We start from the raw sequence: 13,209 nt of genomic DNA, 5'->3' as shown, positions 1-13,209 counted from the left end.
CATGGCCAAGACCTTATACCAGAAGCTGTACGACGCCCACGTGGTGCACGAAGCGCCGAACGAAACGCCGTTGCTGTATATCGACCGTCACCTGGTGCACGAAGTCACCTCGCCGCAGGCGTTCGACGGCCTGCGCGCCATGGGCCGTAAGGTGCGCCAACCCGGCAAAACCTTCGCCACCATGGATCACAACGTGTCGACCCAGACCAAAGACATCAACGCCAGCGGCGAAATGGCGCGCATCCAGATGCAGGAGCTGATCAAGAACTGCGCGGAATTCGGCGTTTCGCTGTATGACCTGAATCACCCGTTCCAGGGCATCGTGCACGTGATCGGGCCTGAGCAAGGCATGACGCTGCCGGGCATGACCATCGTCTGCGGCGACTCACACACCGCCACCCACGGCGCTTTCGGCTCGTTGGCGTTCGGCATCGGCACCTCCGAAGTGGAACACGTGCTGGCGACCCAGACCCTGAAACAGGGCCGGGCCAAAACCATGAAGATTGAAGTCACCGGCGACGCCGCCGAGGGCATTACCGCCAAAGACATCGTGCTGGCGGTGATCGGCAAAACCGGCAGCGCAGGCGGCACCGGCCACGTGGTGGAGTTCTGCGGCAAGGCGATCGAGGCATTGAGCATGGAAGGGCGTATGACCCTGTGCAACATGGCGATCGAAATGGGCGCCAAAGCCGGGTTGGTCGCGCCGGACGACACCACCTTCGCCTACCTGAAGGGGCGTCAGTTCGCACCGACCGGCGAAAACTGGGAGCAGGCGGTCGCTTACTGGCGCACGCTGAAGTCCGACGCCGACGCCCAGTTCGATACCGTGGTGACGCTGCGCGCCGAAGAGATCGCGCCGCAGGTCACCTGGGGCACCAACCCTGGCCAGGTGATCGCCGTCAATCAGGCGATCCCGGCGCCGGAATCGTTCAGCGATCCGGTTGAGCGCGCCTCCGCCGAAAAAGCGCTGGCCTACATGGATTTGAAGCCGGGTATCAAATTGACCGAAGTGCCGATCGACAAGGTGTTCATCGGTTCCTGCACCAACTCGCGCATCGAAGATCTGCGCGCGGCGGCGGCGATCGCCAAGGGGCGCAAGGTCGCCAACGGCGTGCAGGCCATCGTGGTGCCGGGCTCCGGCCCGGTGAAGGCCCAGGCGGAAGCCGAAGGGTTGGACAAAATCTTTATTGAAGCCGGTTTCGAATGGCGCTTGCCGGGTTGCTCGATGTGCCTGGCGATGAACAACGACCGTCTGAATCCGGGCGAGCGCTGCGCGTCCACCAGCAACCGTAACTTCGAAGGGCGCCAGGGCCGCGGTGGGCGCACCCACCTGGTCAGCCCGGCAATGGCCGCCGCGGCCGCCGTCGCCGGTCACTTCGCTGACATCCGTGATATTCACTAAGGGGCTAACGTGGCTAAATTTACTCAACATACCGGCTTAGTGGTGCCTTTGGATGCGGCCAACGTCGACACCGACGCCATTATTCCCAAGCAGTTTTTACAGAAGGTGACCCGCACCGGTTTCGGCCAGCACCTGTTCAACGACTGGCGCTTCCTCGACGACGCCGGCCAGCAACCGAACCCGGCGTTCGTGCTGAACAAACCGCGCTATAAAGGCGCCAGCATCCTGTTGGCGCGCGAAAACTTCGGCTGCGGCTCCTCGCGCGAACACGCCCCCTGGGCGCTGACCGACTACGGGTTCAAAGTGGTGATTGCGCCGAGCTTTGCCGATATCTTCTACGGCAACTCGTTCAACAACCAGCTGTTGCCGGTGACGCTGAGCGAGCAGCAGGTGGATGAGCTGTTCAAGCTGGTGGACGCCAACGAAGGGACGGAGTTCGTGGTGGATCTGGAGAACCAGACGGTCAACGCCGGCGGCAAAAGCTATCCGTTCGAAATAGACAGTTTCCGCCGCCACTGCATGATCAACGGGCTGGACAGCATCGGCCTGACGCTGCAGCACGAAGCGGACATCTCCCGCTACGAAGCGCAGCAGCCGGCGTTTCTGAATTAATCCCCTTCACCCGCCGCCCGGCGGGTGAATTTTTTCCTCACCAGTAGCCCAGCAGCTTCCACCACGCCCCGCCGATCAGCATCCAAATCAGCAGGTTAACCACGCTCATCACCCACCCCGCTTTCCACCATTCCCCCAGCGTCACGTAGCCGGAGCCAAAGACGATTGGCGCGGTGCCGGTGCCATAATGGGTCAGCGACATCATCAGCGAAGAAGAGAACGCCAGGATCAGGCCCAGCAGCGCCGGTGGCGCGCCAAGCGCGATGCCGGCAGCGAAGAAGGCGGCGAACATCGCCGTCACGTGCGCGGTGGTGCTGGCGAAGAAATAGTGTGAATATAAATAGATAAGAGTCAGCAAGATCGTGCCGCCCACCCAGCTCATGCCCATACGGTCGATGCCGTTGCCGACGGTTTGCGACAGCCAGCCGATCAGCCCCAGCTTGCCGAGGAAGCTGGCCATCATCACCAGCGCCGAGAACCACACCACGGTGTCCCAGGCGCCTTTATGTTTCAGCACGTCCTCCCAGCTCAGCACCCCGGTGGCCAGCAGCACTGCCAGGCCGATCAGCGCCGCGGTGGTGGGATTGACCGCCAGCGACGGGCCGAAGATCATCGCCGGAATGCCGGCCCACAGCACCAGCAGCAGCGCAAATACCCCGAGAGTAATTTTCTCCGGCAGCGTCACCGGCCCCAGCGCCTGCAGCTTTTCGCGCGCGAAGCGCGGCGCGTCCGGGGTACTTTTCACCTCAGGCGGATACAGCAGGTAGATGACCAGCGGCATCACGATCAACGAGCACAGCCCCGGTACCAGGGCGGCGACCGCCCACATCGACCAGGACAGCTCGAAGCTGCCGTGGGTGCCTTTGGCGATCAGGCTGACGATCAGCGGGTTAGGCGCGGTGGCGGTGATAAACATCGCCGAGGTGACCGGGTTGATGTTGTAGTTCACCAGCGACAGGTAGCGGCCAATCTTGCCGGAGGTATTGAGCTCGGGTTTGGAGCCGAAGCTGTCGGCGATCGACTTCATGATCGGGTGAATGATGCCGCCGCCGCGCGCGGTATTGCTCGGCGTCACCGGCGCCAGCGTGGTTTCCGCCAGCGTCAGCGCGTAGGCGATGCCCAGCGTCTTCTTGCCGAACAGCGAAATAAAGTAGTAGCCGATGCGCGCGCCCAGCCCGGTTTTGTTCAGGCTGAGGGAGATCATGATAGAAAAGCCGATCAGCCAGATCAGTTGGTTGGAAAAGCCGCTGAGCGCGTCGTCCAGCGCGGCGCCCGGCTTGCCGGGGTTGGTGACGCCGGTCACCGCCACCAGAGCGATGGCGATCACCGAGACCGCACCGATCGGCATCGCCTTGCCGATGATGGCGATGATGGTGCCGATAAACAGCGCCAGCAGCTGCCAGGCATTGGGCGCAACGCCCTCCGGCACGGGAATGAGGAACCAGATAATCAGCGTGGCGCCAAGGGCGCACAGGGAAGGAAGCGGTTTGAGCGGTGTGAGTTTATCCATAACGTTCCCACTGTTCTAAACGACAGGGCGGCATCTCAATAGCGAGACGGGCGTGGGCGCAACGATCGCGCGCCATATGCCTTCAGCTTGAGCGCCCGGCTTAGCCTTCTCAATGACTTGCATCAAGAATGCCGTCGTTTAACCTCACACTTCACGCACTTTGGCGCTCATCCCGAGCGCCGCCAGCGCCAACAGCGCCGCCATCCAATACACCGAACCATGACCGAAATTCTCCACCAGCGCGCCCTGCAGCACCCCGGCCAGGATCACCCCGGTAGAGATGCTGTTGGTGAACAGCGTGGTGGCGGCGCCCGGCCGGCCCGGCATCAAATCCTGAAAATAGAGCATGCCGATACCGGCGACGATGCCGATAAACACCGCGTTGAGCAGCTGCAGCGCGATCAGGGCCGGCTTGGCCGCCAACACCGTCAGCCCGAGATAAAACAGCACGCCCGCCGCCACCGCCAGCAGCATCATGTTGCGTTTGCCGAAGCGTTTGACGTAATAACCGGCCAGCAGCATTGCCGGGATTTCCAACCCGGCGGCGGTGCCCATCAGCACCCCGGCCAGCCCTTCCGGCAACCCGAGATCGGCGGTGATATACAGCGGCATATCGATGATATACAAGGTATTGCAGGTCCACATCAGCATCGAAGCGATGAACAGCAGCCGCACATCGCGATTGCGCCAGGCGCTGGCGGGCGCGATCGGCGCAGACATCCCGCCCTGCAGCTCCCCATTCTCCGCCGCACGCGGCACCGAAGGCAGCATAACCCCTACCAGCAGCACGCAAACCGCGAAGGTGGCGGCGGCGATCAGGAACATCACGGTGAACCCATAGTTTAGCGCCAGCGCAAACGACAGCGGCGGGCCGATCACCCACGCCAGCGAAAGCTGGGCGCGCATCACCGAGCTGAACATCACCACCTCACGCGCCTCGCTGTCGGCGTATTCCCGCGCCAACGCGAAAATCTGCGGCATGGCGGTGTTGGCAACGGCGGACATCAGCACCCCGGCGGTGATCAGCGTCAGGTAGTCGCGGTTAAAGGCGAACAGCAGGCAGTTACCGACCGCCATCAGGCAGCACAGCAGGATCAGCCTGCGCCGATCGCCGCGGGTATCGGAGCGCTTGGCGAGCAGAAAACTGACCACGATGCCGGCCACGGCGTTGGCGGTGTAAAACAGCCCTACCCACAGCGGCCGCACTTTGACCTCGGTGGTCAGAAACAGACTGAGCGTCGGCGTCAGCAACGCGCCGGCGATGCCGGAGAGAAAAGCGATCAGCAGGAATGCGGCAAAGATGGGGTTAATACGCAGTGACAACCGGCTCAGGCGTTGCATATCGTCTTCCCTGACCTCAAAGCAGAAGAAAGAACCTTAGGCCACGGCGAGAAAAATGCAAGCGCATCGCCATGACCGCGCATAAAAAAACCAGTGGGTCGCCCCACTGGCTGGTGAAACAGCACCATTACTCAGAAACTTGTTGCCGCAGCCCCTACAGGTGCTCGCGATACTGCTTATCGGTCATCTCTTTAATGTCCCATTGCGTCAGGTGCGCCAGCATCGCCAGCCGCGCCTGTTCGGGCACCACGCTCAGCCAGTCGGCTCGCTGGCGGCGCACCGCGCTGAAATAGCGCTGATAGAACTGCCTGGATAAGAAAGCTTTCATGATTACGCCCTCCCCTTTCATTGATGAAAATTATCGGCGTAATATAGGGAAAGAAAAATTGACGAGTTGAAGCGGGAGCGTTCCTCTTTTATGTCCACGTCCAGATTGCAGCAGCAGTTCATCCGCCTGTGGCAGCGCTGCCACGGTGAAACCACCGACACCACGCTGCAGGATCTGGCGGAGGTGCTCAGCTGCTCGCGGCGCCACGTGCGCTCCCTGCTGAGCGCCATGCAGCGGGAAGGCTGGCTCACCTGGCAGGCGGAGTCGGGGCGCGGCAAGCGTTCGCGGCTAACCTTCCACTACACCGGCCTGGCGCTGCAGCAACAGCGGGCCGAGGAGCTGCTGGAACAGGATCGCATCGATCAACTGGTGCAACTGGTGGGCGACAAAAACGTGGTGCGCCAGATGCTGCTGTCGCAGCTGGGGCGTAGCTTCCGCCAGGGGAAACACATCCTGCGGGTGCTCTACTACCGGCAGTTGTACAACCTGCTGCCCGGCTCGGCGCTGCGGCGTTCGGAAACCCATCTGGCGCGCCAGATCTTCAACGGCCTGACACGCATAAATGAGGAAAACGGGGAACTGGAGTCCGATCTGTCTCACCATTGGCAGGCGTTGACGCCACTGCACTGGCGTTTTTACCTGCGCCCGGCGATCCATTTTCATCACGGCCGCGAGCTGGAGATGGCGGACGTCATTACTTCTCTCTCGCGTCTGACCTCGCAACCGCTGTTCTCGCATATCGAGAGCGTCACCTCGCCGACGCCATTCGTGATTGATGTGCATCTGCGCAGCCCCGACCACTGGCTGCCCTGGCTGCTGGGCAGCGTGCACGCCATGATCCTGCCGCGCGAATGGCGCGAACTGCCGGATTTCGCCCGCCATCCGATCGGCACCGGCCCCTATCGCGTAGTGCGCAATCTCCCCAGCCAGATGAAGATCCACGCCTTCGACGACTATTTTGGCTACCGGGCGCTGATCGACGAGGTGAATATCTGGGTGCTGCCGGAGTTCTCCGAAGAACTGGTGCATTCCGGCGTACAGCTGCAGGGCGATGAAACCGGCAACAACGAACTGGAAAGCCGGCTGGAAGAGGGCTGCTATTTCCTGCTGTTCGACCGGCGCTCCCCGCTGGCCGCCGATCCCGCCATTCGCAGCTGGCTGTGCGAATTGATCAATCCCATTTCGCTGCTGAGCCACGCCGGGCCGCTCTACCAACGCTACTGGTCGCCGGCGTATGGCCTGCTGCCCCGTTGGCACCACAACCGCGCGCTGGCGCAGCAGCCCAAGCCGGCGGGGCTGACCGAACTGACGATGACCCACTTCAATGAGCATTCGGAGTTTCACGCCATCCGTCAGGCGATCGAGCCGCTGCTGGCGCAGCACGGCATCCGCCTGATCGTGCAAAGCGTGGATTACGCCACCTGGCACCAGGGCGACGCGCGCAGCGATCTGTGGCTTGGCAGCGCCAACTTCTATCTGCCGCTGGAGTTTTCGCTGTTCGCCACGCTGTACGAACTGCCGCTGATGCAGCATTGCATGAACGAAGATCTGGCGCAGGACGCGGCGCTGTGGCGCGCCAACCGCCTGCCGCTGGCGGAGTTCTGCCAGCGTCTGGTCAGCAACCACCAGCTGCATCCGCTGTTCCACCACTGGCTGCAGCTGCACGGCCAGCGCAGCATGCGCGGCGTGCGGATGAACACCCTCGGCTGGTTCGACTTCAAGTCCGCCTGGTTTGCCCCGCCGGAGACATAAGCGCCTTTCGCCCAAGTCGGTTAATCTTTACAATAGCGCCGTCTCAACGGGGTGCGGAGAGCCGGGCCGCGTAATAAGCCTGATTTTCCGCTGAGAGCACACCCGTCGAACCTGATCCGGTCAATACCGGCGGAGGGATTTGAGCCCAGCGAACCGGCGACGCCGCCTCGCCCCCTCAGATGCCCTTGCCCCCTTATTTTTCAGGAGTGCAACGTGGTCAAAAAATATCTGCCCTGCTTATTGCTGCTGTGCGCCGCGCCGGCGTTCGCCAAGCCGACGCTGACGGTTTACACCTACGATTCCTTCGCCGCCGACTGGGGCCCTGGCCCGGCGGTGAAAAAAGCCTTCGAGGCCGAATGCGACTGTGAACTGAAGTTCGTGGCGCTGGAAGACGGCGTTTCGCTGCTGAACCGCCTGCGCATGGAGGGCAAGAACAGCGCCGCCGACGTGGTGCTGGGGCTGGACAACAACCTGCTGCAGGCGGCGCAGCAAACCGGCCTGTTCGCGCCGAGCGGCGTCGACACCGCCAAGCTGACGGTGCCGGGCGGCTGGCAGGACGCGACCTTCGTGCCTTACGACTACGGGTACTTCGCCTTCGTCTATAACAAAGAAAAACTGAAGAACCCGCCGAAAAGCCTGCAGGAGCTGGTCAGCGGCGACCGCAACTGGAAAGTGATCTACGAAGACCCGCGCACCAGCACGCCGGGCCTTGGATTATTGCTGTGGATGCAGAAAGTGTATGGCGACAAGGCGCCGGCCGCCTGGCAGCAGTTGGCGAAAAAGACCGTGACCGTCACCAAAGGCTGGAGCGAAGCCTACGGCCTGTTCCTGAAAGGCGAAGGCGATCTGGTGCTTAGCTATACCACCTCTCCCGCCTACCACCTGATCGAAGAGAAAAAAGACCTTTACGCCGCCGCCACGTTCAGCGAAGGCCACTACCTGCAGGTGGAAGTGGCCGGCAAACTGAAAGCCGCCAAACAGCCTGAGCTGGCCGAGCGTTTCATGCGGTTCATGGTGACGCCGGCATTCCAGAACACCATCCCGACCGGCAACTGGATGTACCCGGTGATCAACACCCCGCTGCCCGTCGGTTTTGAGCAGATGAACGTGCCGCAGACCGCGCTGCAATACAGCGCCGAAGAGGTAGCCACACAACGCGGCGGCTGGATCCGGGCATGGCAAACCGCCGTCAGCCGCTGATCCCCCGCTGGCTCTGGCCGGGGCTGCTGGCCGCCGGCCTGATCCTGCTGGTCGCCGCTCTGGCGCTGGGGTCACTGTGGCGTCACGCGCCGGACAGCGACTGGCGCAGCCTGTGGCAGGACAGTTACCTGTGGCACGTGGTGCGCTTCACCTTCCTGCAGGCGCTGCTGTCGGCGCTGATTTCGGTGCTGCCCGCCATTCTGCTGGCGCGCGCGCTCTATCGGCGTCGTTTCCCCGGCCGACAGTTGTTGCTGCGGCTGTGCGCCATGACGCTGGTGCTGCCGGTGTTGGTGGCGGTATTCGGCCTGCTCAGCGTCTATGGGCGCCAGGGTTGGCTGGCGACGCTGTGCGGCTGGCTGGGCGTCGAGTATGGTTTCTCGCCCTACGGTCTGCAGGGCATTCTGCTGGCGCACCTGTTCTTTAACCTGCCGCTGGCCACCCGCCTGTTGCTGCAGGCGCTGGAGAACATTCCGGTGGAGCAGCGCCAGTTGGCCGCCCAATTGGGCATGAACGGCTGGCAGCAGTTCCGCTTCGTCGAATGGCCGGCGCTGCGCCGCCAAATCCTGCCGAGCGGCGCGCTGATCTTCATGCTGTGCTTCGCCAGCTTCGCCACCGTGCTGTCGCTGGGCGGCGGGCCACAGGCCACCACCATCGAACTGGCGATCTACCAGGCGCTGAGTTACGACTACGATCTGGGGCGTGCCGCCATGCTGGCGCTGATCCAGCTGGGCTGTTGTCTCGGGCTGGTGTTGATCAGTCAGCGCCTGAGCCAGGCATTGCCGGTGGGGCATACCCACGCCCAGCGCTGGCGCAATCCGGATGACAGCCTGTGGCGACGCGTCGGCGATTTTCTGCTGATCGCCGCCGCGCTGTTGCTGCTGCTGCCGCCTCTGCTGGCGGTGATCGCCGACGGCGCCAATCAGGCCATGGTCAGCGTGCTGCGCCAGCCGGTGCTGTGGCAGGCGCTGTTCACGTCGCTGCGCATCGCCCTCGGCGCAGGGCTGCTGTGCGTGGCGCTCACTATGATGCTGCTGTGGAGCAGCCGTGAGCTAAAACTGCGGCAACAGCTGCGCGGCGGCCAGGCGCTGGAGCTCAGCGGCATGGTGATCCTGGCGATGCCGGGCATCGTGCTGGCCACCGGCTTCTTCCTGCTGCTGGGCGATACAATGGGGTTGCCGCAGTCGCCCTATGCGCTGGTGATCCTCACCAATGCGCTGATGGCGGTGCCCTACGCGCTAAAGGTATTGGAGAACCCGATGCGCGACCTCGCCGAACGTTACAACCCGCTGTGCCTGTCGCTGGATATCCGCGGCTGGCGACGGCTGCGGCTGATTGAGCTGCGCGCCCTGCGCCGCCCGCTGGCACAGGCGCTGGCCTTCGCCTGCGTGCTGTCGATCGGCGACTTCGGCGTGGTCGCCTTGTTTGGCAACGAGCATTTCCGTACCCTGCCTTTTTACCTGTATCAGCAGATTGGCGCCTACCGCAGCAACGACGGGGCGGTGACCGCGCTGCTGTTGCTGCTGCTGTGCTTCCTGTTGTTTACCCTGATTGAACGCTTACCGGGCCGCCATGCTGACGCTTGAAAAACTGACCTACCTGTATGACCACCTGCCGATGCGCTTTGATCTGCGCATCCAGCCGGGCGAGCGCGTCGCGGTGCTCGGCCCCAGCGGCGCCGGTAAAAGCACCTTGCTGAGCCTGATCGCCGGCTTTCTGCCGGCGGCCAACGGCCGGCTGCTGCTGAATGGCGAAGACCACACCGCCTCGCCGCCGGCCAAGCGGCCGGTGTCGATGCTGTTTCAGGAGAACAACCTGTTCGCGCATCTGACGGTGGCGCAGAACATCGGGCTGGGGTTGGATCCCGGACTGCGCTTGACTGAACAGCAGCGCCAACAGCGGGCGCACATCGCCCGTCAGGTCGGCCTGGAAGAGCATCTGGAGCGCCTGCCGTCGCAACTTTCCGGCGGCCAGCGTCAGCGCGCCGCGCTGGCGCGCTGTTTGATTCGCCAACGGCCGATCCTGCTGCTCGACGAGCCCTTCTCGGCGCTCGATCCGGCGCTGCGCAACGAGATGTTGCAACTGCTGCAGACGGTATGCGAACAGCGCAACCTGACGCTGCTGATGGTATCGCACAACCTCGACGACGCCGCGCGCATCGCGCCGCGCACGCTGCTGGTGGTCGACGGCCGCATCTACTACGACGGCCCGACGCAGGCCCTGCTGGACGGCAGCGCGCCCGAAGCGCGCGTGCTGGGCATTTCGGGCAAAGCGTGATCTGACGCGCGTTTTTTATGCTGCGCCAATAAACCTGTTGTGCGAATTTTGCGCCTGTGTTTTTATAAAAACCTGACTTTTTTTACTGATGATAAGGTTCCCTGTGATCGCATCCTCGCTGACTTCGACCCTACTAGTTACCGCGCTACCAGCCGCGGTGGTCGTCGTGCGTGTGGTGGTGGTCGTCGGCAATGCGCCGTAGGGTCCGAATCAACGCATCGATTCCCAAACCCCGCCGGCGCAAACCGGGCGGGGTTTCTTGTTTTAGCACCCTGCCCAGCAAAGCTCACCGGCCTTGAGAAAGGACAGGAACATGGCAACTTCGGGCACGCCTCAACCGGGCACCAGCTTCACCGGCGCACAATTGATCGTTCATCTGCTGGAGCGTCAGGGCATCACCACCGTCGCCGGCATTCCCGGCGGCGCCGCGCTGCCGCTGTATGACGCGCTGAGCCAAAGCACCCGCATTCACCACGTGCTGGCGCGCCACGAACAGGGCGCGGGCTTTATGGCGCAAGGCATGGCGCGCGCCAACGGCAAGGCGGCGGTGTGCATCGCCTCCAGCGGGCCGGGCGCCACCAACCTGGTCACCGCCATCGCCGACGCCAAACTCGACTCCATTCCGCTGGTGTGCATCACCGGTCAGGTGCCCTCCTCGATGATCGGCACCGACGCCTTCCAGGAAGTGGACACCTACGGCATTTCCATCCCGATCACCAAGCACAACCATCTGGTGCGCGATATCCGCGAACTGCCGCAGGTGATTGGCGACGCCTTCCGCATCGCCGAGTCCGGCCGCCCCGGCCCGGTCTGGATCGATGTGCCGAAAGATGTGCAAACCGCCACCATCACGCTGGAAGAGCTGCCGCCGATCGCCGTGCCGGACGCCGCTCCAAGCTTCGATCCGGCGCTGGTTTCGCAAGCGGCCGCGATGATCAATCAGGCGAAACGCCCGATCCTCTACCTGGGCGGCGGCATCATCTGCGCCGACGCCCACCGGCAAGCGGTGGAACTGGCCGAACGCGCCGGTCTGCCCACCACCATGACGCTGATGGCGCTGGGCGCGATGCCGGTGGAACACCCGCTGTCGCTGGGCATGCTGGGCATGCACGCGGCGCGCAGCACCAACTTCATTCTGCAGGAAGCCGATCTGCTGATCGTGCTGGGCGCGCGCTTCGACGATCGGGCGATCGGCAAAACCGAGCAGTTCTGCCCTAACGCCGCCATCATTCATGTGGATATCGACCGCGCCGAGCTGGGCAAGGTCAAACAGGCCAACGTGGCGATCCATGCCGACGTCGGCCAGGTGCTGCGCCAGCTGCTGCCGCAGATCGACACGCAGCCGCGCAGCGCATGGCTGAACACCGTCAATGACCTGAAACGCGAATTCCCGTTCAACATGCCGAACGCCGACGATCCGCTGAGCCATTACGGCCTGGTGCTGGCCGCCGCGCGCTGTGTGGACGACAGCGCCATCATCACCACCGACGTAGGCCAGCATCAGATGTGGGTGGCGCAAGCCTATCCGCTGAGCCGGCCGCGCCAGTGGCTGACGTCGGGCGGTCTGGGCACCATGGGCTTCGGTCTGCCGGCGGCGATCGGCGCGGCGCTGGCGGAGCCCGAGCGCAAAGTGCTGTGCTTCTCCGGCGACGGCAGCCTGATGATGAACATTCAGGAAATGGCCACCGCGGTCGAGCACGATCTGGACGTGAAAATCATTTTGATGAACAACCAGGCGCTGGGGCTGGTGCACCAGCAGCAAACCCTGTTCTACCAGCAGCGCATCTTCGCCGCCGCCTACCCGAAGCGCACCGACTTCCTGAAGATCGCCGCCGGATTCGGGCTGGATACCTGCGATCTGAACGCCGCGGAAGATCCGCAGGCGGCGCTGGCCGAGGCGATCCAACGCCCAGGCCCCTGCCTGATCCACGCGCTGATCGATATCAACGAAAAAGTATTCCCGATGGTGCCGCCGGGCGCCGCCAACATCGACATGATTGGAGAATAAGCCATGCTGCAACCACAAGATAAACCCCAAGTGATCCTGGAGCTGGCAGTGCGTAACCATCCCGGTGTGATGTCGCACGTTTGCGGGCTGTTCGCCCGCCGCGCGTTCAACGTCGAAGGCATTCTGTGTCTACCGCTAAAGGACGGCCAGCAGAGCCGCATTTGGCTATTGGTCGCCGACGATCAGCGGCTGGAGCAAATGATCAGCCAGGTGGAAAAGCTGGAAGACGTGCTGCAGGTGAAGCGCCACAGCGAAGACGTGCGGGTATTTGAACAGCTGGAAGCGTTCTTCCAATAAGGCGAACGGGGGCTTTCGCCCCCTTTGGTCATTGACCCGACAACACCTGCCACAGCAGGTGGCGATACACCGGCATCAGCGGCTGCTGACTCAGCGCATAACCGACCGCCAGCGCCGCCAGCCAACTCAATCCGCAAACCACGCGCAGCCGCAGCGGCGTCAGCCAACGGCTCAGTCGATCGGCGTTGCGCTTACCCTCACGCCACCAACGCCAGCTCAACCATACCGCCAGCCAGACCAGCAGCGCCGCCGCGAGCAGCAGCCACTTGAACATCGCGCTGTCGGCGCCGGCGGGAATATCGATCGCCACGCCCGCCAGAATGCCGGGGAAGAAATAAACCGGCGGCCAGGTCAGGCAACCGATGATGTTCGGCAGCGCGAACTTGTACGGCGGCAAATCGAGCATCCCGGCCACCATTGGCACCAGCGGGCGCGTCGGGCCGACGAAGCGGCCGATCAGAATGGTCGCCATGCTGTGCTGGTGC

At 63.2% G+C, this 13,209-nt stretch carries 12 protein-coding genes, 1 pseudogene and 1 riboswitch; of the genes and pseudogenes, 9 read left to right on the top strand and 4 right to left on the bottom strand.

The window, feature by feature from the left end:
* Position 1: 1 nt before the first annotated feature.
* Both leuC and leuD read left to right on the top strand, forming a co-directional pair.
* On the top strand, positions 2-1,402 hold the full coding sequence (leuC, locus tag MMS95_RS17790; RefSeq protein WP_048326158.1) for a 3-isopropylmalate dehydratase large subunit: 1,401 nt from the start codon (positions 2-4) through the stop codon (positions 1,400-1,402).
* A gap of 9 nt (positions 1,403-1,411) precedes the next feature.
* Positions 1,412-2,014 (top strand): 3-isopropylmalate dehydratase small subunit, encoded by a 603-nt coding sequence (gene leuD / locus MMS95_RS17785; RefSeq protein WP_004932829.1) that lies wholly within the window; start codon positions 1,412-1,414, stop codon positions 2,012-2,014.
* 37 nt (positions 2,015-2,051) lie between these two features.
* Here the strand turns inward: leuD and MMS95_RS17780 are convergent, their stop codons facing one another.
* The 3 genes from MMS95_RS17780 to sgrT form a co-directional block, all read right to left on the bottom strand.
* A complete protein-coding gene (locus MMS95_RS17780) occupies positions 2,052-3,524 on the bottom strand; it encodes a DASS family sodium-coupled anion symporter (protein WP_033631779.1) in 1,473 nt (490 codons plus the stop codon).
* A 144-nt stretch (positions 3,525-3,668) separates the two neighbouring features.
* Positions 3,669-4,865: an MFS transporter gene (locus MMS95_RS17775; RefSeq protein ID WP_033631778.1), complete on the bottom strand. Its 1,197-nt coding sequence runs from the start codon at positions 4,863-4,865 to the stop codon at positions 3,669-3,671.
* A gap of 154 nt (positions 4,866-5,019) precedes the next feature.
* Entirely contained in the window at positions 5,020-5,193 is a 174-nt protein-coding gene (gene sgrT, locus MMS95_RS17770; protein ID WP_004932838.1) for a glucose uptake inhibitor SgrT, read from the bottom strand.
* Positions 5,194-5,283: 90 nt separating this feature from the next.
* On the opposite strand from sgrT, the gene sgrR reads away from it, so the two are divergent.
* The 7 genes from sgrR (at position 5,284) to ilvN (ending at position 12,724) form a co-directional block, all read left to right on the top strand.
* Positions 5,284-6,945 (top strand): HTH-type transcriptional regulator SgrR, encoded by a 1,662-nt coding sequence (gene sgrR, locus MMS95_RS17765; RefSeq protein ID WP_015376637.1) that lies wholly within the window; start codon positions 5,284-5,286, stop codon positions 6,943-6,945.
* 37 nt (positions 6,946-6,982) lie between these two features.
* Positions 6,983-7,101: riboswitch (TPP riboswitch) on the top strand.
* Positions 7,102-7,158: 57 nt separating this feature from the next.
* On the top strand, positions 7,159-8,145 hold the full coding sequence (thiB, locus tag MMS95_RS17760) for a thiamine ABC transporter substrate binding subunit (RefSeq protein WP_048326150.1): 987 nt from the start codon (positions 7,159-7,161) through the stop codon (positions 8,143-8,145).
* On the top strand, positions 8,121-9,728 hold the full coding sequence (gene thiP, locus MMS95_RS17755) for a thiamine/thiamine pyrophosphate ABC transporter permease ThiP (RefSeq protein WP_033631776.1): 1,608 nt from the start codon (positions 8,121-8,123) through the stop codon (positions 9,726-9,728). Before thiB ends, thiP begins: the two co-directional genes overlap by 25 nt.
* Positions 9,715-10,419: a thiamine ABC transporter ATP-binding protein ThiQ gene (thiQ, locus tag MMS95_RS17750; RefSeq protein WP_242142021.1), complete on the top strand. Its 705-nt coding sequence runs from the start codon at positions 9,715-9,717 to the stop codon at positions 10,417-10,419. The genes thiP and thiQ overlap by 14 nt, the downstream gene beginning before the upstream one ends.
* A 103-nt stretch (positions 10,420-10,522) precedes the next feature.
* Positions 10,523-10,621, top strand: a complete 99-nt coding sequence (gene ivbL, locus MMS95_RS17745) for an ilvB operon leader peptide IvbL (protein ID WP_099785722.1) — start codon at positions 10,523-10,525, stop codon at positions 10,619-10,621.
* A 111-nt stretch (positions 10,622-10,732) separates the two neighbouring features.
* On the top strand, positions 10,733-12,427 hold the full coding sequence (gene ilvB, locus MMS95_RS17740; RefSeq protein WP_082997249.1) for an acetolactate synthase large subunit: 1,695 nt from the start codon (positions 10,733-10,735) through the stop codon (positions 12,425-12,427).
* 3 nt (positions 12,428-12,430) lie between these two features.
* Positions 12,431-12,724 carry an acetolactate synthase small subunit gene (gene ilvN, locus MMS95_RS17735; protein WP_016929110.1) on the top strand — a complete coding sequence of 98 codons (294 nt, stop codon included), beginning with the start codon at positions 12,431-12,433 and terminating at the stop codon, positions 12,722-12,724.
* Between the two features lie 28 nt (positions 12,725-12,752).
* Here ilvN and MMS95_RS17730 read toward each other — a convergent pair.
* Positions 12,753-13,209: pseudogene (locus MMS95_RS17730) on the bottom strand (DedA family protein); the annotation flags it as partial.

Origin of the sequence: Serratia sp. PGPR-27 (assembly GCF_022678525.1) — a bacterium.
Lineage (GTDB): Bacteria > Pseudomonadota > Gammaproteobacteria > Enterobacterales > Enterobacteriaceae > Serratia > Serratia nematodiphila.
Note: the sequence above shows the minus strand (reverse complement) of the source record. Positions and strands in the feature narration are given on the sequence as shown.

Coding starts and splice junctions, on each gene's coding strand:
- leuC (WP_048326158.1), top strand. CDS start 2: ATGGCCAAGACCTTATACCAGAAGCTGTACGACGCCCACGTGGTGCAC.
- MMS95_RS17780 (WP_033631779.1), bottom strand. CDS start 3,524: ATGGATAAACTCACACCGCTCAAACCGCTTCCTTCCCTGTGCGCCCTT.
- MMS95_RS17775 (WP_033631778.1), bottom strand. CDS start 4,865: ATGCAACGCCTGAGCCGGTTGTCACTGCGTATTAACCCCATCTTTGCC.
- sgrT (WP_004932838.1), bottom strand. CDS start 5,193: ATGAAAGCTTTCTTATCCAGGCAGTTCTATCAGCGCTATTTCAGCGCG.
- sgrR (WP_015376637.1), top strand. CDS start 5,284: ATGTCCACGTCCAGATTGCAGCAGCAGTTCATCCGCCTGTGGCAGCGC.
- thiP (WP_033631776.1), top strand. CDS start 8,121: ATGGCAAACCGCCGTCAGCCGCTGATCCCCCGCTGGCTCTGGCCGGGG.
- thiQ (WP_242142021.1), top strand. CDS start 9,715: ATGCTGACGCTTGAAAAACTGACCTACCTGTATGACCACCTGCCGATG.
- ilvB (WP_082997249.1), top strand. CDS start 10,733: ATGGCAACTTCGGGCACGCCTCAACCGGGCACCAGCTTCACCGGCGCA.
- ilvN (WP_016929110.1), top strand. CDS start 12,431: ATGCTGCAACCACAAGATAAACCCCAAGTGATCCTGGAGCTGGCAGTG.